Origin of the sequence: Burkholderia singularis, assembly GCF_001718875.1 — a bacterium.
In the GTDB taxonomy this organism is placed as follows: Bacteria; Pseudomonadota; Gammaproteobacteria; order Burkholderiales; family Burkholderiaceae; genus Burkholderia; species Burkholderia singularis.
In genome coordinates, this window is the sequence record NZ_CP013448.1 from 1,101,137 (window position 1) to 1,120,860 (window position 19,724).

A 19,724-nucleotide genomic window follows, 5' to 3' on the forward strand; every position below is an offset into this window, starting at 1 on the left:
TCCAAGCTGTCAATCGCATGCTGACGGCGGTAGGTGAGTCCGTGATCCTGGTAGAGGTCGCGGGCGCTGGCGACTACGCCAACTGTTCTGACATCCTCGATCAAGTCACCCCGGAGGTATTGCTCAAGGATTACAAGTGCAACACGGAGACTCGCACGCTGGTCCCCGACGCAGACGGCCACATTGAGGTTCCTCCGGAGGTCCTCAAGGTGGACCCGGTGGACCCGTATCTCGACGTGACGTTCCGGGCGGGCCGACTTTATGACCGTGCGAATGCCACGGACGTATTCACTGCCCCAGTAGAGGTCGAGGTCACCCTCGGCCTCCGCTTTGAGGACATTCCGTTCTCGCTGCAACTGGAGATAGTGACCAAAGCCGCCCGGCGCTACCAGAAGTTCTACGTCGGCTCACAGACCGCAGACACCTTCCTGAAGGAAGACGAGGCTGTCGCCGCGTCCATCGCGGAGGATGCTGAGGCCGACACGGAGGATTACAACCTCCTGGAAACTGCCGAACTGTCCTGGCTCCGCCGCCGAACCTTCAACAACGGAACAATCAACTAATGCCGATTGACGGCCTGCTGCAACCCCGCATCGGGTCGTTGCATGCGGGCGTGAGCCGTCAAGCTCCGCTCCTCCGGTCTCCGTCCCAGATGGACGAGATCATCAACTTTCTACCTTCAGTCGAGATCGGTGGCCTCGCTGATCGCGTGGGCACCACCTGTATCGCAAACATCGCGGCGGCACCGTACAAGTCCAACGGAACGTATATGTTCCGAACGACTGATGGTCAGCGCTGGCTGTTCATCCGTCGCGCTGACCAGGGTTATCCTGAGATTCGCAGCCTCGACAATGGAGCTGCGGCGGCGGTCACTGTCGGGCCGTTCGCGCAGAACTACATCAACTCGGCGTCGGAATTGAAGTTCCTTACGCTGGCCGACACGACGCTCGTGCTCAATCCGAGCGTCACCACGAAGTTCGCAGCGCCATCCGTCGGCATAACGAAGACGCGCGCTTATGCTGTGATTCGCAAGTTACCAGCGAACTACCAGTCGTTCTACCTGAATTCCGACGTAGGCAGCGCCGTGCAGTTGTACGACGGACGATCCGCTACGCAGTCCCGCGAGTGGGTCGCGCAGAAGCTCATGGAGCAGTGCATCGCTCGCATGCCCGGTCTGACGTTCTGGCGTGTAGCCAACGTCATCAAGATCGAGGGTCCCGAGAACATTATCGCGACACTCAACGGCGGCAACGACTGGGACGAGACGGCGTTCGTCCTCATCAAGGGACGCGTCAGCGCAATCAATGATCTCCCGGCCCAAATGTTCCACGGCGAGCCGATCCTCGTCGATCTTGGCAACGGTGACGCGAAGTCGTCCTATTGGGTCACTTACGACCGTGCGACGAACTCATACAAGGAAACGTCATGGCTGGACAATTTCGCCACGTCGGGCAACTGGGATAAGTCCACGATGCCCATGCGGATTCACCAGACTGGCCCGAACTCATTCGAGATTCAGCCCATCGACTGGGTGCCGCGTAAAGCGGGAGACGACGACAGCAATGCACCCGCACCGTTCAAGGATGCGTCCATTACGGACATGGCCCTGTGGAAAGGACGGCTGTGGTTCTCGTCTTCCTCGTGGGTCGTCGGCTCTCAGCCGGACGACCTGTTCAACTTTTGGCAGAGCAGTGCGTGTGAGGTCGTGGCATCCGACCCGGTAAAGGTTCAGGCGGAAGCAGACCTCGGCAACGTCAACCACCTCGTAGGGTTCCGCGACGACCTCATGGTTTTCATGCGAGGGGCGCAATGCGCGTTGGATGGCTCGCAGCCGGTCAAGCCCGACACGGCGGCTCTTGGCGTTGCGACGCGATACAACGTGGACGACGCATGCCCACCGGAAGTTGTTGGAACAGTGCTGCTTTACACCGGTTCACAAGAAGGACACTCCGTCCTTTGGGAATACCAGTACGAGCAGGCCGTCCAGAACAACTACGCGGAGGACCTGAGCAAGCATATTCCGCGCTACTGCCCTGGCAGCATCCGACGCATCGTGGGGTCGGCGCAGTCCGGACGTGCATTCCTCTGGACGCACTTGGACCCGGCCACGCTGTATGTGCAAACTTCTTATTGGAAGGGTCAGGAGCGTGCGCAGAATGCGTGGTGCAAGCTGAACTTCGCGCACGTCACTTCCATCTGGCATCACTGGGTAGACGAGGGCGCGTTGTACGTCCTCGCGCAGACCAGCATCGGTTATCTATCGCTGCTGTCCATGCCGGTCGACGCGAACCTGGGCGAGAACCCCAACATCGACTTGCGGCTCGACATGCGGCAGCCGATTCAGGTTACCTGGAATGAGGCGCGTAGCCGGAGCGAGGTGGCCCTCCCGGACGGCTACTACCAACACGACGGCCTCGTTGTATGTACGCCGGACTCTGGCGGATGGTTTGCAGAACACCCGATCACGAAGGTCTGGGACGGTAAGCAGTGGATTGGACACTTTCCCGAGACGACACGCGCTGGTCAGAGCTACATCGGCTTGCGGTTCGCGCGGTCGTTCCGCTTCTCGCCTTTCTATCCGAGTGTCGGTCAGTCCACGACTCCGATGGGGCGCTTCCAAGTCCACAAGGTCCTCCTGGACTGCCTGCGCTCCGGTGACTTCACTGCAACTCTCTCGCGGCCTGACCGCGTAGACATGATTGTCCAGCTCACACCGCGAATCGTAGGCGATGTGCTTGTTGCGAATGGCGGGGAGGACAAGACCTACGCGATTCCTTTCAACAGCCAAGGAAACAAGGCGACCCTCACGGTTACCACGGACTCCACGGCTCCGATGGTGGTCACTGGGTACACCTTGGCGGCTCGTTACTCGAATCTGTTCGCTAACGCATGATCCTCACCCCCGCAAAGACTCACCATCTCGCAACGCTCGCGGCGAATCTCCGTGCGTGCGACCGCGCGGAGCTTCACCTGTCCATTGGCGACTCGGACCCCTACGAGCACATCCTCAGATTGTGGCTCGACTGCGACCGCTGCGAAGCGATTCTCACGGATGCGGGCGTGGTCGCGGGGACGTGGGGGACGAGTCCTGGCCCCTCCGATGGGGTCGGCCTTATCTGGATGCTCGGGACGCCTTCGATTAACGCGGTTGCGCTCCCGTTCCTCCGCGCGTGCCTCGGCCGCATAGACCAAGCGCACGCCACATACGACATCCTCGCCTGCACTCCGTGGCGCGAGAACACCCTCCACCTCGCGTGGCTCAACTGGTGCGGATTCACCGCATTCGATCCGGGCCACGGCCCATTTATCGGATACACGCATGTGCGGTCCAGCAGCAGTGCCACTCGTGATGCTCGCCGTAACGGCAGCGAGCGCAGTGGTGCAAAGCCAGATGCAGAACCGGTCGATCGAGGCGCAAGCCGAGTCGGCTAACAAGAACCTCGAAATGTCGTACCTCGCTGCGCAGGATAACCAGCGAGCGCTCGATGAGCAGGCATTCGAGCAGCGTACCGATCGCGCCCGCGCGGCGGCGCGTCAACTTGCCCAAGCCCGCGTCCTCGCGGCGCAAGGCGGCGGCTCACTCGCGGCTATGGCGGTGAACATCACCGGCGCGGAAGCGGATGACTTCTCGCGCATCGACGCGAGTACTGCGAATCAGCAATCCACGATCCGCTCGCAGATGGGTGCGTCGGCCGTCTCCAACCAGAGCGCGATGAGCGGCTTCGCCGCGCAAGGGCGAGCGGGAGCGGTCGGGGCCGGCGCGGCTATTGCGAACGCGGCCGTTAGCGTTGGCTCCATGTACTACAGCAACGTGCAACAGGAGAACACTGCCAAGGCGCTCCGCTCAAATCGCCCGTACCTAACCGTAGGGAATTAAATGGCAGGCCAACAACAACAAGCATTTCGCGACCAGCGTCTTCCTTCCCTCGATGTAGTGGCGGCCCCGAGCGTACAAACGACGCCCGCGCATTCGGTCGCCGCTCGCGTGGATGCTTCCGGGGAAGTGTCCGCCCTCAACTCGCTCGCCAACTCGTTCGGCAGCTTCTTCGGCAATCTACAAGGCGATCTCCAACGCATCAACGCGGCAACTGAGTCCGCGCGAGTAGCGGACATCCACCAGGAAAATGAAGCGCTCGCGAAGAAAGCTCAGGCTGACCAAGCTGCGGGCCGCGCTCCAAACCCGGAACACGCGAACCGCGAGTCGTACTGGAACGCGTATCAGCAATCGTTCGCCCAGAATCAAGCGTTCGCGATGCAGCAGGAGCTGAGCAAGCGCCTCCGCGAGATGCCGCAGGACGGCTCGGTCAACCCCCAGGACGTAGCCAAGGAAGTCTGGAAAGACTTCTACGGCGCGGGCACCGGGGACCAGGACTTCGATTCGGCACTCGTAGGGCGCTTTGCGCCTGCCGCGCAGACGATGGTGGCGCAAGCGACCGAGCAGGTAGCGCAGACGCAGGAGCGGAACCAGGCGCTCGAGATTCAGAACAGCGCCAACGCGCAGATCAACTCGCCGCAGGGTCTGTCTGAAGCGGGCTTCGCCATGCTGGAGCAACGCACGCTCGCGCTCACACGCGGCGACCAGCAGCTCGCGGACAAGATGATCGGCAGTTTCATGGGCAGCGTCCGCAACAAGACGCAGGCCCTGGGTCTCCTCAACGTGCTGGAGAAGTCGGGGTGGGCTGACCGTAATCCGGTCGCATACGACAAGATGTCCGAGGACGCAGTACGACAGATTCAGACGATCAAGTCCGTCCAGGCGGCTGAGGAGGTCGATGGTGTTCGGCTCGCAGCTATCGCCCTCAAGATGAACCCGAACGCGACGCCGGAGGACTGGGCGCGACTGGTCTATCAGGCACACCGTGTAGACGCGAATCACGGCGTCGGCCTGGACAAGTTCGGGCCGGTATTCGCCGGTCTGGAGGCTGCCGCGAAACAGAAGGCGGTCATCAATTACATGGGCCTCGCGGAGCGCGGCGTGAACGGCACGCACAATATCCACACCATCGCGACGCTGGCGGGCGTAGACCCGGCCGAGGCGGTCAAGAAATCCTACGACCCGTACATGGTCCAGAAGCTGCGCGAGGACGGCGGCGCTCGATTCCCCGCGCTGCTGCAATCGATGCAGAGCAACGCAGGTCTCCCTGACCCGCTTGCGTCGGACCAAGCCGGTTCGGAGTTTGTGGGATGGGTCACTGCGCCTGGTATCCGGGACATCTCGGATGGCACGATGCCCCCGCGAATCCAGAACGACCTCCAGTCCGCCATCAAATCCGGCGACCCTGACCGTGCCGCACGAGCTTGGCGCATCATGGACCGCATCCACGACGTAGTAGGCGATCACGCCTTCGGCCAGTACCTAGGCAAGGATGACGAAGCCGCTGCAATGTACTGGGGCGTGAAAGCGACCGCCCCGACGAACGGCGACGTGTCGCAGGTCTACAAGAGCATTCGCGACGGCGGCATGGATGCGAAGGTGCTGGAGAAGATCGGCAACGGCGGCAGCATCAATTGGGAGCCGCTGCTTCCAGGGAAGAAGCAGTCCGACGTGGACGCCGCAGTCAACAAGGCGATGTCGAAGGCGATGCTCGAAGACGTTGGGCGCAAAGGTCTCATCTGGAACCCGGCGACGTCGATGTCCTCTGATCTTCGCCAGCAGTTCCAAGGCATCGTAATCAAGCAGCTCATGGCGCAACGGGCCAACGGCAAGGTGGACTTGGACACCGCGGTCGCGAACGCTGCCACGGTTTTCAAGGGCACCCGCATGGCAACCGTCGGCATGAACGGGACGGTGAAGATCATCGAGGACCCGTTCGGCGGTAAGGGTCGCGCTGCTGGTTCGCCGCTTAACGCAGCGCCGGACCACCCGTACTCGATCACCAAGGGCTACGCCCCGATTTATTCGTCGTTCCCGATGGCGAACGCCGCCAATGCGGAGGAGGACCCGTTCAAGACTGCGCAAGACGACTTGGGAAGCCTCAGCAAAGCGTTGCCCGGCATCGTTCCGGATTCCGCAGGGCTTTCGCTAAAGCGCCCGGACCGCACTGGGCTGTCAGAGATTCACGACTCACTGGACAACCCGATCATCCTCCACGTCGGCCAGAAGCTCGCCATTCGTAACAGGAAGGCAGCTCCGGTCAGCGCTACCGGCGCGGCGACTCCGGACGCAGCAGGCGGCGCTACAGCGCTCGGGAAGGGACCCAGTGTGGGCGACCTCGTGCAAGGCGAGGTTCCTGCGGACCCGAAGGCGGCGGCCCAGTTCTTCAAGGACAACCTGCCTCCCGGTGTGTTCGCGGTCTATGACCGGGACCTCAACCAGTACACGCTCAACTACGGCTTCCATCTGAAGGTCGGGCATGTCGAGGCCGAAGCCATCCGCGCTCAGAAGGCCAAGGACTTCGAGGCGACGCAAAGGGAGCGCGAAGCCATCAAGGCACACAACGCAAATCCGCTGTTCATTCGATGACAGATTCCCTTGATCAAGGGTCGGCTCTTCCGGCTGACCCATCACTCGATCCTGCGCAGATCACGCATGACGCTCTCCAGAACATCATCGATAGCAAGACGATGAACGGGGAGCTGCGTGTTCAGCGACAGGTTGCAGACCAACCCGCGACGGCAGGCTCTCTCTGGGACCTCCCGTCGTTTTTCCAATATCTGAAGGAGAACACCTCAGTGGTTCCCCCGTTCCCCGGGGCCGATCAAGACGGCAACGGTTGGTTCCCCCAGGCAGACAAGGCCATCGGCGGCACCGAAGGTTTCGAAGGTCGTGCCTATCACGGCGTCTATTCGCCCCTCCGGAAACCCGGCGACATCTTCGTGAAGCCGGGACAGGTCACGCCGCAGACGACGAGCGAGGTCTCCATCGGCTACGGCTACAACCTCACCGGCAACCGAGACTCGCGCCAGGTCTTCCAGAAGGTGCTCGGTATTGACTCGTCCGGCTACGACAAGATCGTGAACGGCGTAGCCAGCATCACGCCGGAGCAAGGCATGAAGCTGCGGCAGTACATGATCTATCAGGTCAATGCACAACTGGATCACCTGACCGGCAACAAGCCGCTGACCGATTACCAGCGGGCAGCGCTGGTGTCTATGCTCTACAACTTCGGCTACGGCAACTTCAAGAAGACCGGCATTCCCGATCTTGTGAAGCAGGGCGCGGACCCGCAAGCGATCGCGCAGAAGATTCGTTCGGCTTCTTCGAGTCAGAAGGCGCTCCAGGCGCGGCGCAATGCAGAGGCCAATCTGTTCCTCGGCGTGAAGGGCGCAGCGGTGCAGGTGGCGTCCACGACCTCCAACTACACGAAGTAACACCTCCCGCTTCGGCGGGTCTCTCACACTATGGCAGACACGAACAACACCCCCAACGTGGTCGAAGCGGTTCCCGCCTATTCCGGCGTCCCGCTCAAAGCAGCGCAGACGGGCTACGTGCCCGAGGACATCGAGTACGCGCATCTGAACCGCCCGGACACGATGGACGTGGCTGCCGCGACGTGGCGCTCCAGCACACTTCTGGGGCAGCTCATCAACAACTACCACGACGACGACATCCGGGCGCAGGCTGACCCCACGTTCAATCCCTACGCGTTCATCGAGCAGAACAAGGACCAGTACCAGGACCTCTTGCCGCTCGTTACGGGCGGCTCGATGACCTTCGAGAACATCGATTCGAAAGCAGCGTTCGAGGCGTGGGCGGCGGCGCAGCGCCGGAACCTCAAGGATCGCGAGACGCTGGCTGCCGCCGATACTTGGCAGTCAGTGGCGACCATGCCGGTCGCCATGCTCGACGCGACGCTGTTGCTCGGCCCGGTCGCCGAAGGCGCAGGTGCTCTCGCGTCGGCCAGGATCGGGTCCGGTCTGTTGGCTGGTGCGGTGCGCGGCGCAGTCGCCGGCGGCTCGGAGATCGCGTTGCAGCAAGTGGGCGTCTCGGCGCTCAACGACGCGCAAACGGCTGAGGAAGCGTTCATGAACATCGGGGTCGGCATGACCCTAGGCGCTGGACTCGGTGCGATTTTCCGGCACGCCAAACCTGACAACCCGCTCGTCGCGGGGCACCCCGACAATCCGCTGCACCCCGACAACCTGGACCGCCCGATCCCGATCAACGAGCACCACATCGGGCAGATGCCTGACGAGGGCATGACATTCGGTGCAGACTCCATCGGCGCTGCGCGATCGACGGCCGACACCGATACGCTCATAGCTACATCGAAGAACCCCATTGCTCGGGCGGTGGACTGGGCGACGACGCTCGGAAAGTACACGCCGCTGCAACGCCTGGGAGGCTATTCGAATTCGCTCACGCGAGACACGATGCTGCGCTTGATGGACACGGGCGGCCTGTTGACTCGTGCGATGGCTGAGGGCAAGTCCACAGGCCTCGAAGCGGAGACGCTGAAGACGATCTACGAGCAGCAGATGGGTAATGTGCGGCGCAAGGTCTCCTCGGTCTACGCAGCGGCGAACGCCGACTTGGGGCAGTCCGGGGCGCGAACCGGCGTTGGCAACGTGGTCAACACGATCACGCAAGGGTCCAAGGATATCAATGCCGTGTCGCAGACCACGTTCAACGAGGCGATCTCGCTGATCCAGCGCGGCTCGAATGCACGCGCGTCCAACGACGTGATTTCCCAGGCCGTCATGGACAGGCTGACGGCGGACGGGCTTTCGCTGGAGCAGGCGAAGCTAGTACACCTGCGCGTCTACGAGGCCGAGAAGGTCTACCACGACGCTTACGAGTCGATGAAGGATGAGGCCGTCAAGCACGGTCTCCTTGATCCGGAGAACCTCGTAGAGGGTCGATACGGGATGCCGCAGCGCTGGATGCGGAACGCGGTCGATGAGAACGCCGAGCGGCTCAAGGCATTCTTCATGGAGCACCTGGAATCCAAGCCGACAGACGACTGGCTGCGCGAGAATGGGTTCATCGCTGACCCGGCGCGTCCGCGCGTCGAGGGCGAAGAACCGCTACCGGCGTCCTGGGACGAACTGAAGAAGTCCGGGGACGACACGATGGTCAATTCCGTCCTCCGCCAATGGGCCGGTGAGCAGCAGGACTTCAAGAATCAGTACCTGCTGTCGAAGCTCGCGGATTATCAGCAGCGCCAGCTCAAAGCGCAGGACAAAGCAGCAACCGTCCTGGACTGGCTGAAGGGGACTGAGAAGGACTGGCGTGACGCGAAAATCAAGGAGATGCGCGTGGCGGCTCGGGACATCGAGCGCCGAGCCGTGCTTCGTTCCGTGGCGTCCGCCCAACTCAGGGCGCAGCGGGCGAGCGACGCCATCGAATCGGCGCTCCATCGCCTGGGCGGCGACGAGGCCGCTTTGGGCGACATCCAGCGGCAGCTGGTCGAAGGCGGTTACGCGCTGGATGATGCAGCGACTGCGGTGGCGAAAGCGCGTGCGCGTCATGCTGAGGCGCTGAAGGCAACTGCTGACGTAGGCGAAGCAAAGTCGCTCGTTGACGCCTTGAAGGCGAAGGGCGATTCAATCCTCGCTGAGAAGCGAGATGTCCTGGGGGAACTCAGGGATGTCTCCGCGAACCTCGAAGGGCGCGAACTCGCCCGAGCCAAGAACCCGCTCAATCAGCAACGAGCAGCGCTGCACGCCGAGCGAACCGCGAACCGGGCGGAGATTCAGAAGCTCCGTCAGGAAATCCGCGATGCTTTGGCAGAGCGCTCGGCTGCTCAAGGCGATCTCCGGGTAGCCAACGCAACCTTCGACCGCCTGGCACAGCAACAGGCGGACATGCGGCGCTGGCACGACGCGGCAGCGAAGGAGGTCAACACCATCATCGAGAACGAAGCCGAGTCCCTGTTGAATCCGGGACTGCGCAAGGAGGTCAACGACCACCTTGCAGCGGTCGCGGAATTGAAGAAGGCGTTGAACGAAGCGCGGGACGCGCGACGCTTGGCGTTCGATGTCATGAAACTCACGGGCATGGAGGCGCGGGCTGCGGCGAAGGCTGCTGACCGCGCGACGCGTCAGCTTCGGCAAACCGCGTTCGAGGCTAGGAGGGGTGTCGCCAACGCGTCGCCGCTCACAAAGTACGTAGACGACCTCGTGAATTCCCTGCGCGGCACGGACCGAGCGCCGCGCGGCATTCTGCTCGACAAGTCGCCAACCTCGGGTCGCCTGAAGGAACGCCAGTTCCAGTTCAGCTTCGAGGAATACAACCGCCTCGTTGAGGATGGTTTCCTGGCTGGCAATGCCGACGACGCATTCCAAGGCTATATGAAGGACCTGGGCGGTCAGCTTGCGGCGCATCGGGCGTTGGGCGGACGAGGTATCGATGACATCCTGCGCGAAGTGCAGGACGACTACGATGCGCTCATCGGTAGCACGACGGACCCGAAGCAACGGGCAGCGTACCAAGCAGAGAAGGCCTCGGCTCTGGAGGATGTGCGTCACGCCCACGACCGCATACTCGGCAAGTACGATGTCAAGGACCACAACGGCGTCGTGTGGATTGCGGATCGCCTTCGGCAGATGGGCGTCATTCGATACATGGGCGGCTTCGTGTTCTCTGCCATTGGGGACTTGGCTTCAGCCGCACTGACTGCCAAGGGTTCCATCATCAAGACCCTCGCGTTCAAGGGAGCACGGGACTATCAGTACATCCTGAAGCAGGCGGCCAAGGGCGATAAGGACGCGCAGGGGCTGGAGATGATTCTCGGCTCTCTGGAGACTGGCGCACACCTGAACTCCTCAGACCGTGCTCTCGGGCGTGGCGAGGCCGAGGGAATCCTGGGCTTCGGCACGGGGCGCGTGCGTCAGGCGACGCGTGCTATCGAGACGGCCATGAACACGATGGCCGACTACGGAAACAAGCTGTCCCTGATGAAGTCGTGGTCGGACAACATTCGGCGCACGGCCGGACTCGTCCAACTCGCCAACATCCGCAGGTGGGTCGCGCAATACGACAGGCTCGACAAGAGCAGGGTTGCGCAGCTTGGCGCACTCGGCATCGGGGAACCGGAGGCGAAGCGCCTCAATGAGCTGTTCTCGAAGTACGGAACAGAGCAGCGGCGCGGCCTGTTCTCGCCGGGCATCTCGAAGTGGCTCAATGAGCGCGACGGCGACCACATGAAGTACGTGCTGGAGTCTGCACTCATCAAGGCGCAGAAGCGAGCATCGTACACGTCCGGCTACGGCAATCAGCCGCTCCTGATGGACAAGTGGTACGGGAAGATGTTTCTCCAGTTCCAGTCGATGGCGATGCAGTTCTCCAACAACTTCATCCGAGCTGGTGTGCAGCACGGATTCGTCACCGGCGACCACATGCGCTTCGCGTCGGCTCTCGGGACGGCGTTGGCGGCCGGCGTGCTCATGAACGTCATCGCGACGTTCCGCAAGGGACAGGACATCTCGGAGCAGGATCCGCAGCAGTTCGCGTACAACGTGATCCAGCGTTCGGGTCTCCTCGGTATGGCGGGTTCTTACACGGACGCCGCAGTGAAGCTCGTGGACCCCGTGCTGAACGATCACCTCGGCTGGACGCTCGGTGGCGGCGCATCTAAGTTCTCGCAGAACTCCTGGCTCGCGAACCTCATGGGGCCGTGGAAGGGCAACGTCGAGACGCTGGAAAGCATCGCCGCGAACTCGTTGAACGGCGACTTCGACAAGGTGGGAAAGAAGGCGCTCCAGCTCGCGCCGTTGAATCAACAACTCCAAATGATCGCAAGGATGATCTCAGCAGACCAATGACCTTTCCGACGACGTACCAGACGGACGGCACCACGACCGTCTGGGAGTTCGACTGGCCTTATCTGAATCGGTCGGACGTGTTCGTAACCGTCAATGGCGCGGCACGAAAGTTTTCGTTCATTGACGACCACACCATCAAGTGTGCAGACCTGTATGGGAATCCGTTCCCTGCCGGTTTGCCCCTTGTCATCAATCGGTCCACGCCGGACCTCGTGTCGCTCGCGGAGTTTCGGGATGCAGCGAATCTCACTGCGGAAGACCTCAACCGCGCAAGGCTTCAGTGCCTATTCCTAATTCAGGAGCGCAGCGGCGGTATGACCGGTGCCGTGGGCACTGTGATCTCGAACCTGACCAATGAGATCGAGACAATTTCCGGGGCGCTTAACGATCTCTCGTACATCCAAGGCGTCCTTGAAGCTGGCCTGGGTCAGTTTGACGGCTTGAACAGTAGACTCACGAAGGTCGAGAACGGCGCTCAGGCACTGCTCGACCAGATTCAGCAGGAGATAGACGGCCGAACAGCAGGGGAGTCTGCGCTATACCAGCGCATGGACGCAATGGACCTGAAGGTTGGCAACCTCTCAGCCGCAGTCCGCTCGGACATCACGCTTCTACAAACAGGGAACGAGATTCTCGCGGCGAAGACGGATCAATTGTCGGCACACCTTGACGCTCTCGACTCACTAGACGGTAGCGAGGAACTCGCCGCGTCGGTCATTTCCGCCGCCATTACGCAAGTAAAGCAGGACGCGGTTTTGGCGCGGAAGGTGGACACGCTTGAGGCAAAGGTGAACCATACTCTCGATGGCAAGCTAACCGAAATTTCGGCGCTTGTTCAGACTGAGCAAGAAGCCAGGGTTAAGGAAGATGCCGCGCTTGCGTCCCAGATCACGACGTTGCAGTCGCAGATTGACGGCAACCTTGCTCTGGTCGTGCAGGACATGCACACGCAAATCGACGCGACGAACGGCAAGGTTTCTAATCTGGAGGCGCAGTACACGCTGAAGGCGCAAGTGAAGCGTGACGATGGCACGATCGTTATGGGCGGGATCGGCATCGCGGCGACGGCAAACAACGACTACGTTGGTTCGAAGATCGCGCTAATGGCGAACGGCGTCGTTTTCTGCGATCCAAATAATGCAAACGGGCCGCTCGTCCCATTCCTCGAATCTGGCATCGTGGACGGCTCTCCGACGCTCGTGGTGCCTTCAGTCAGGGTAGGGGATAAGACGCTGCCGGGTCGTGTTCTGGTTGACGGCTCAGTGGAGGCCAGAACCATCAAAGCGAACTCCATCACGGGCGACAAGCTCGTGGCGGGTTCTATCTCGACTGACAAGCTTCAAGTGGGCCTCGGCGTAAACCTGCTCAAAAATTCACGCCTGATGAACCTACAGGGCTGGTACACATGGGCGGGCAATGGAGGCTCAGGCGACTTGGGCCTGGACAACCCGGACTGGACCGTAGCAGGGGGGCACACGATGTACGTGTACTCCAGGGGCCAATGGGGTGGCACTGATCCCAATGGTCCGCTGGTGGGCGTGTACACCGACCTCGTTCCTGTTATCGGTGGCAACTTCTATGAGTTTTCTGGCTACGTGGGCATACATCGCTGTGCCGCTAACGTTGGCGTAGAGTGGTGCGATAGCAATGGGGCCGTCATTGGCTTCGCCGGGTTTGGCTCAGTCGGTACTACGACCACCGTGGGACAGGCTGCCGGGGGCAAGGCACTTACCGGTTACGTCCGTATCGGCGCTATCGCGCAGGCACCATCGAATGCAGCATCTGCGCGGCTGCAATTCCACAAGGGCATGAACGTAGCGCCCGCTGTGGACTCGTGGCTGTTCATCACGCAACCCATGTTGGCCGAAACGTTCCCGAGTGCGACGCGTCTGTCGCCATACTCGCCTTCTGGCCTTGGGACTTTAATTACACCCGAGGGAATTTCTACGCCGTCCCTGTCCGCGCTGTCTGCAAACATCGGCTTGCTACGTACCTCTGCCTCTGGGCAGCGCATGGAGATCGACAGTCAGCAGGTTCGCGCGTATGACGGCAACAATGTTATGCGTGTTCGCCTAGGTATTTGGTAATGGCGGCAGGTCTACAGATTTGGGATGCGGCAGGAAACCTTGTGTTCGACGCTACCAAACGCTGCGGGCGTGTGATTTCGCTCCAGCGAATCAGCGGTGGGTCTGGGGCTTTCGTGGACGGCCGTTTTGCGCAGGGACAAGCGTTCGCGTGTTTTCAGCCTGATTTAATTCCGTGGGGTGGCCTTAGCGTCTATCCAAATATCTCTATTTTGGGGGATACCATTTCTTATTCATACCCTGCGGGTAATGCGACACCTGGTTATTTGCTGATGGGGGTCTACTAGTGTCGGGCTTCCAAGCGTGGACCGATACGGGCTTCTATCAGATCGACGGGGACACGATCAACTTTGGTTTCAGGCAGCGCACGACTCTGACTACGGTGCCCAGTGACGGAAATAATTCCGCTCAGTTCCATTGCAACTGCACGTACCAATTTTCGGCAGCTAACCCTATTTTGGCGGTGTACGCGCCTGGGACTCCGGTGGCTCTGCTCGCGCTCCAGGTTCAGGGCGGCAACTCGTGGGTTGCGACCTTTTGGTCCTGGCAAGCGACGACGTTTGAGGTGTACGTGTTCGACCGGATGTCCAACTGCCCAGTATCAGGCCCCAACTGTGGACTCCAGTGCTGGAGCGCGTCGGGTGAACTGGTAGCGGATACGCGTATTCCGTTCCTAAACGTGCTCGGGTTTGCGCAAGGGAACCTGCCGCCAATAAATACGCAGCAACCCGAGGGAATTTATCAGCGGACTCAATATACCTACGGAGTATCGAAGATCGCCACGGTCTTCGGGATGTCATCGTGGCAGTACGTGACGCGCGGGTACACCAATCCAGAGATGAGGCTCGGACGTGTCCAAGGGCTGATCTCGTGTTGGCTGCATGCTGGCGGGACCGCCTACATGTGCGCCGTAGCCCAAAACAGCAACGTCCTCCCTATCGACAACGTAGTTATCAACCCTTCTCCGTCCTATTGGTCGGGGCTTATCGTGGACGTTTCTTACCTCTAAAGCATGGCATGGTATTCAACGGGGACCGTCTCGGTGACCAACGGCTCGAACGTTGTCGCTGCTGAAGGGACCCAGTTCATTACGAACGTGAAGTCCGGTGACATTTTCGCTGTCGTCAACGATGGTCATCTCTACGAGATTGACCAAGTAATTTCCTCGACTCAATTAACTCTCAAGCGGCCCTATGCGGGTACGGATGGCACGCGACTCGGTTATGACGTCATCCCGTCCGCATCCTTCCTGAAGACTCTAGCGAGTCAGGTGGCAGACTTGCTTTTGTTGTACCAGACGCTCCCGCAGACGGTATCGGATTCAGCTACCGCTGCGACTAATGCTGCGACGGCCTCGGCTGCTTCGGCTATTACCGCAGAGAACTCCGCGACGGCCTCCGGTTCTAGCGCGGCGGGTGCTGCATCGTCGGCCGCTGCTGCTGCGCAGTCGGAGTCGAATGCGAGAGATTCTGCGGCCAGTGCTGCGCAATCAATGGCTGCGGCGGCTGCCAGCGCATCGAATGCTAAAACATCCGAAGTCAACACTGTGGCGGCGGCCAAGAGTGCGGCAAACTCTGCCAGCGCTGCTTCCGCTAGCGCTGCGGACGCGGCAGCAACTCTTGCAAGCGCGTTGATCCGGGAAAAAAATCTGTCGGACATCGCGGACAAGGCAGCCGCCAGAACTAACCTGGGCCTAGGGACCGCCGCGACATACGGTACGGGCAACAGTGGCGATGTTGTGCCCGTATTGAGCGCAAAAAACACTTGGGCCACGCTACAAACATTTAAGGAGGGGGCCACCCTTGGTGGCGATCTAACTTGGAATGCGTATGGTTCAAACGGCATCGGTAATGGTACAGGGGACGGTGCCTCTTATAGCACGTACAACCTCAAAATTCGCGCATGGTGCGGTATAGGCATATCTGACCACCAGGGGAATATCAACGGTTATTACGATGCACGGACGGGAAAATGGGATGTGAAAGGAGGCTTTTACGTTGACGGCGCTCGCGTGTGGGACAGGACAAACCTTACTCCGCTGGACCTAAACACTGGTGGTATTCTCAAAGGTAGTCTCGCGTTTGGCCAGGGTGTGAGTGCTTCAGATGCATCATTCTTATATAACGACACGGGCCAACGGAATTTTGTGATACGTGTCGGCCCGAGTTCGGCTTATATGTATACCGTCATTGATGCAGCGGGAAACGTGCAGGTTCCTGGGCGGCTCATGGCGCAAGGGGGCACTAGCCAAACGGTGGCTAACTTCGGCTACCTCAACAATGGTGGGACTGGCGTGATTGCGAGCAGTAATACCCTTTGGGTCGGACTGTACGCCCCAAATAGTGGAGCTATGGCGCAACAGTTCTGGACCACATCCGATGTGCGCCTGAAACGGGACGTAACTCCAATCCCCGAGGAGTATGCGCTCCGCTTTGTCCAAGAAGTCAATAGTTACTCCTTTAAGAAGGGCGACTCGGATATCGTCCAGCGCGGTTTCCTTGCGCAGGAAGTTGGCGCGGCTGCGAGTGACAATGGCGTCGAGATGTTGAACGCGACGCCTGATGAAGACCCCAACCTCATAGAGATGGTAGACCGTGATGGCTTCGTTTCTCCCGCTGGTGCGGCTCTTACAGTGGACTACACCCAGATCATCCCTATACACGCAGTAGTTCTAAAGAACTTGCTGCGCCGCGTAGCAAATCTTGAGGCGGAGCCCGCCTCCGTGCATTGTCAACAGCAACTTAGAAGTGACCCACTTGGGCCGTTGTGCAGCACATTAGATTTGACCCACCTGGGTCACCAAGTTGATGCCCAGCATGTTGCGTGACCCTGGGTCAGCGCCAGTTGCTGGCCATCGGTTTCGCCTGACCCAGGGTCAAACGATGTTGCTGATCATCACTTACGCGTGCATCTCCAGTTGCTGTTCAGCATGTCACTACCCTTTCTTAATTCACCTTAACATCAATATGGCAGACAAGAAACTAATCTGGACCAAGAACGATCAAGTCTACGCGATCACGTTCCCTGGCGAGCGTACTGACAGTACCTACGGTACATTGGCGGCCGAAGTAGACTTGGACTTCCCGGTCGGCGTGGGCGACATTTACCCGCCGAAGGAAGCCTCGGCTGACACGTTGGGCGCGAAGAAAGCGACGAAGAAGTAATGACCGACCAGTTCACCTTTCGCCAGTTCCTCGCGGTACTGATCGGCATGGGCGTCATCATCGGCCTTGGGAAGCTGCTGGCTTCCAACGAGAAGTTCACGTGGCGGCTTGCCATCGGCCGCTCCATCGTCAGCGCGGGTCTTGCGGTTGCCGCTGGCTCGCTACTGGCATTCATCCCAGGGATGAGCCAGATGGCCGTCATCGGTCTCGCAGCGGCCTCGTCGGTGCTCGGTGAACAGTTCCTGGAGAAGCTCATCCACCTCCGGGCGGGCGGCTCCGGCAATTGAGCGCTGGCCGTCCCGAACGGCTTAGGATTCTCGGGCGGTACTTCGGCATTGCGCCGACGCCCGACGAGCACGATGAAGCCGTCTACGGCCTCATGGACCAGGACTCCCGGACGATCTACATCACGGACGGGCAGACTGGCTTCGATGAGGTCGATACAACCCTCCACGAAATCATGCACGCAATCCGCTTCACCCAAGGCCGTGAGTATGGCGGCGAGGTTGAGGAGGACTACGTGCGCTCCCTGGCAACGGGGCTTACCAACGTATTCCGCGACAACCCCGGACTCGTCCGGTGGATCACGACGACACTCAAACACGACAAGACGTGAGCGACAAGCGCACGGCCATCCAGGAGAAGTTCGAGCAATGCCTCCTGGATGGTCTGAAGGGCCAACCGGTAACGAACAAGGATGGCCCTGTACTCGACCCGACCACGGGCGAGATTCTGATGAGTCCCCCGGACTCTTCGTTTCTGTCCGTTGTCCGGGCGTATCTCAAGGATCTTCTGAATCCGCAGGAGAAGGAAAAGGTCCCGCAGACCGGCAAGGCGCAGGGCATGCTCGCTGCGTATGAACGCAAGCTGCCGTTCGGTGCGCGTCCGAATTGAGCCGACCGTGGTGGTGGCAGACCGATGACCCGATTCGCGAGGACTTCCGAAACCTCCTCGCGCTCATCTGGGAGCATCTAAGTCTGCCCGAGCCGACCCCGGCCCAATACGACATCGCGTACTTCCTGATGTTCGGATGGGCCGGGTACGGCATCGACGCCGAGGGCAACTACTTCGAGTGGTTCGGTCCCGAAGCAGAGGAGCCGGATCGAACTGGGTGTGTCCGAATGGGCGACCCGGACGACCTGTTCCGCGAAGACATCATTGAGGCGTTCCGAGGTATCGGGAAGTCCTACGTGACCTCGGGCTTCGTCATCTGGCGTCTATACCGCGACCCATTTCGCGAGAAGATTCTCGTGGTCTCAGCGTCGGGCAACAAGGCGAAAGAGTTCGTCTCGATGACGAAGATGATCCTGATGAACATGGACATCTTGCAGCACCTGCGGCCAAGAGATGACCAGCGCGATACGGCGATCTCCTTCGACGTGAATGGGGCCTCAATCTCCCAATCTCCCTCCGTGCGAAGTGTCGGTATCACCGGACAGATCACCGGCTCCCGAGCCACGCTGATCGTAGCTGACGACATCGAGGTCGTGGACAACTCGCGAACAGAGGACGCACGCGAGCGTCTGCTTCACAAGACGAACGAGTTCGCCGCGATCAAGGTCACCGGCGGGGCAGACGTGATCTACCTGGGTACGCCGCAGACCGAGGAGTCGATCTACACGAAGCTGATTCGTGAGATGGGCGCTACCGGCTGGATTCTCCCGGCGCGGTATCCGATGGCGGACAAGCGCCAGTCCTACGTGTTCAAGCGCGAAGGGATGGACGACTTGGACTGCCTCGCGCCTCGTGCGCGTCGAGTGGACCTGGATGACAGCATCCAGTGGAAGCCCACGGACCCGGAGCGATTCAACGAGATTGAACTCCAGGCGCGTGAGGCCAAGGGCCGGTCGTACTTTGCCCTCCAGTTCCAGCTCGACACTTCGCTCTCGGATGCCGAACGCTATCCGCTGAAGCAGGGTGACCTGATCGTGATGGCCTGCAACCCGTTCAAGGCACCGCAGATCGTTCAGTGGGGGCACGACTCCAACGGACGCAACCGCCGCATCGACCTGAAGAACTTCGGGTTCACGGGAGACCACTGGGTGGCCCCGCTGTTCGTGGACACCGAGTGGCGCGAGTACGAGCAGTCGCTCCTATTCGTTGACCCCTCGGGACGCGGGAAGGACGAGACCGCCTGGGCCATCGTGAAGACGCTCAACGGCATGCTGTACGCCGTGGCGACCGGCGGCGTCTCCGGCGACCCCGGCACGGCGATGGCCGAGATCGCGGTCGCGGCGAAGACGCACAAAGTCCACGAGATCGTGGTCGAGCCGAACTACGCCGGTGCAGTCTGGATCAGCGCGTTCGAGCCGATCCTGGCGAAGCTGTGGCCCGCCGAGAAGCCCGGCGATACCTCGGGCTGTACCGTGCGGGAGGCGGAGTGGAGCCGCACCCAGAAGGAAGTCCGGATCATCGAGACGCTGGAGCCGGTCATGACGACACACCGGCTGGTTGTGGACGAGTCAGTCGCGGCGGATGGCGTGCTGATGTACCAGTTGACTCACGTGACCCGCGAGCGCAACTGTCTCCAGCATGACGACCGCCTGGATGCTCTCGCCGGTGCCGTGGCCGAACTGGTCAACACGCTCCGCGTCGACGTAGATCAAGCGGCCCGTGAGATGAAGGAGGCCGAGGAGGATGCCCTCCTGGAGGAGTTCATCGAAGGGTGTCTGCGAAATGCTGCGGGCGATTACTCGCTGCGTACTTTCGACGGGGAGCTGGTTCACCAGCACACCGACCATTACCACCTCTGAAGGTCACGGGCCGTCTT

At 60.6% G+C, this 19,724-nt stretch carries 13 protein-coding genes; all 13 read left to right on the top strand.

The window, feature by feature from the left end; all coding sequences use genetic code 11:
- Nucleotides 1-17 precede the first annotated feature (17 nt).
- The 13 genes from AQ611_RS05020 (at nt 18) to terL (ending at nt 19,707) form a co-directional block, all read left to right on the top strand.
- A complete protein-coding gene (locus AQ611_RS05020; RefSeq protein WP_069233885.1) occupies nt 18-563 on the top strand; it encodes a hypothetical protein in 546 nt (181 codons plus the stop codon).
- Nucleotides 563-2,893 (top strand): phage nozzle protein, encoded by a 2,331-nt coding sequence (locus AQ611_RS05025; RefSeq protein WP_069233886.1) that lies wholly within the window; start codon nt 563-565, stop codon nt 2,891-2,893. Before AQ611_RS05020 ends, AQ611_RS05025 begins: the two co-directional genes overlap by 1 nt.
- 456 nt (nt 2,894-3,349) lie before the next feature.
- Nucleotides 3,350-3,877 carry a virion core protein, T7 gp14 family gene (locus AQ611_RS05035; protein WP_425248305.1) on the top strand — a complete coding sequence of 176 codons (528 nt, stop codon included), beginning with the start codon at nt 3,350-3,352 and terminating at the stop codon, nt 3,875-3,877.
- Entirely contained in the window at nt 3,878-6,463 is a 2,586-nt protein-coding gene (locus AQ611_RS05040) for a hypothetical protein (RefSeq protein WP_069233889.1), read from the top strand. It begins immediately after the preceding gene.
- Nucleotides 6,460-7,311 (top strand): glycoside hydrolase family protein, encoded by an 852-nt coding sequence (locus AQ611_RS05045; protein ID WP_146011807.1) that lies wholly within the window; start codon nt 6,460-6,462, stop codon nt 7,309-7,311. Before AQ611_RS05040 ends, AQ611_RS05045 begins: the two co-directional genes overlap by 4 nt.
- Before the next feature lie 30 nt (nt 7,312-7,341).
- Nucleotides 7,342-11,706: a hypothetical protein gene (locus tag AQ611_RS05050; protein ID WP_069233891.1), complete on the top strand. Its 4,365-nt coding sequence runs from the start codon at nt 7,342-7,344 to the stop codon at nt 11,704-11,706.
- Complete coding sequence (locus AQ611_RS05055; RefSeq protein WP_069233892.1) at nt 11,703-13,793, top strand: phage tail fiber domain-containing protein; 2,091 nt, start codon at nt 11,703-11,705, stop codon at nt 13,791-13,793. The genes AQ611_RS05050 and AQ611_RS05055 overlap by 4 nt, the downstream gene beginning before the upstream one ends.
- Before the next feature lie 1,039 nt (nt 13,794-14,832).
- Complete coding sequence (locus AQ611_RS24450) at nt 14,833-16,617, top strand: tail fiber domain-containing protein (RefSeq protein WP_180978161.1); 1,785 nt, start codon at nt 14,833-14,835, stop codon at nt 16,615-16,617.
- Between the two features lie 55 nt (nt 16,618-16,672).
- A complete protein-coding gene (locus tag AQ611_RS05070) occupies nt 16,673-16,954 on the top strand; it encodes a hypothetical protein (RefSeq protein WP_069233895.1) in 282 nt (93 codons plus the stop codon).
- Nucleotides 16,954-17,241, top strand: a complete 288-nt coding sequence (locus tag AQ611_RS05075) for a phage holin family protein (RefSeq protein ID WP_069233896.1) — start codon at nt 16,954-16,956, stop codon at nt 17,239-17,241. The genes AQ611_RS05070 and AQ611_RS05075 overlap by 1 nt, the downstream gene beginning before the upstream one ends.
- Complete coding sequence (locus tag AQ611_RS05080) at nt 17,238-17,570, top strand: hypothetical protein (protein WP_069233897.1); 333 nt, start codon at nt 17,238-17,240, stop codon at nt 17,568-17,570. The genes AQ611_RS05075 and AQ611_RS05080 overlap by 4 nt, the downstream gene beginning before the upstream one ends.
- Nucleotides 17,567-17,848 carry a hypothetical protein gene (locus tag AQ611_RS05085; protein ID WP_069233898.1) on the top strand — a complete coding sequence of 94 codons (282 nt, stop codon included), beginning with the start codon at nt 17,567-17,569 and terminating at the stop codon, nt 17,846-17,848. Before AQ611_RS05080 ends, AQ611_RS05085 begins: the two co-directional genes overlap by 4 nt.
- Nucleotides 17,845-19,707, top strand: a complete 1,863-nt coding sequence (gene terL / locus AQ611_RS05090; protein ID WP_069233899.1) for a phage terminase large subunit — start codon at nt 17,845-17,847, stop codon at nt 19,705-19,707. Before AQ611_RS05085 ends, terL begins: the two co-directional genes overlap by 4 nt.
- Nucleotides 19,708-19,724 lie beyond the last annotated feature (17 nt).

What these genes read in the sequence shown, in the direction of transcription:
- AQ611_RS05020 (WP_069233885.1), top strand. Translation starts at nt 18, where the DNA reads ATGCTGACGGCGGTAGGTGAGTCCGTGATCCTGGTAGAGGTCGCGGGC.
- AQ611_RS05070 (WP_069233895.1), top strand. Translation starts at nt 16,673, where the DNA reads ATGTTGCTGATCATCACTTACGCGTGCATCTCCAGTTGCTGTTCAGCA.
- AQ611_RS05035 (WP_425248305.1), top strand. Translation starts at nt 3,350, where the DNA reads ATGCTCGCCGTAACGGCAGCGAGCGCAGTGGTGCAAAGCCAGATGCAG.
- AQ611_RS05045 (WP_146011807.1), top strand. Translation starts at nt 6,460, where the DNA reads ATGACAGATTCCCTTGATCAAGGGTCGGCTCTTCCGGCTGACCCATCA.
- AQ611_RS05055 (WP_069233892.1), top strand. Translation starts at nt 11,703, where the DNA reads ATGACCTTTCCGACGACGTACCAGACGGACGGCACCACGACCGTCTGG.
- AQ611_RS05050 (WP_069233891.1), top strand. Translation starts at nt 7,342, where the DNA reads ATGGCAGACACGAACAACACCCCCAACGTGGTCGAAGCGGTTCCCGCC.
- AQ611_RS05075 (WP_069233896.1), top strand. Translation starts at nt 16,954, where the DNA reads ATGACCGACCAGTTCACCTTTCGCCAGTTCCTCGCGGTACTGATCGGC.
- AQ611_RS05025 (WP_069233886.1), top strand. Translation starts at nt 563, where the DNA reads ATGCCGATTGACGGCCTGCTGCAACCCCGCATCGGGTCGTTGCATGCG.
- AQ611_RS05040 (WP_069233889.1), top strand. Translation starts at nt 3,878, where the DNA reads ATGGCAGGCCAACAACAACAAGCATTTCGCGACCAGCGTCTTCCTTCC.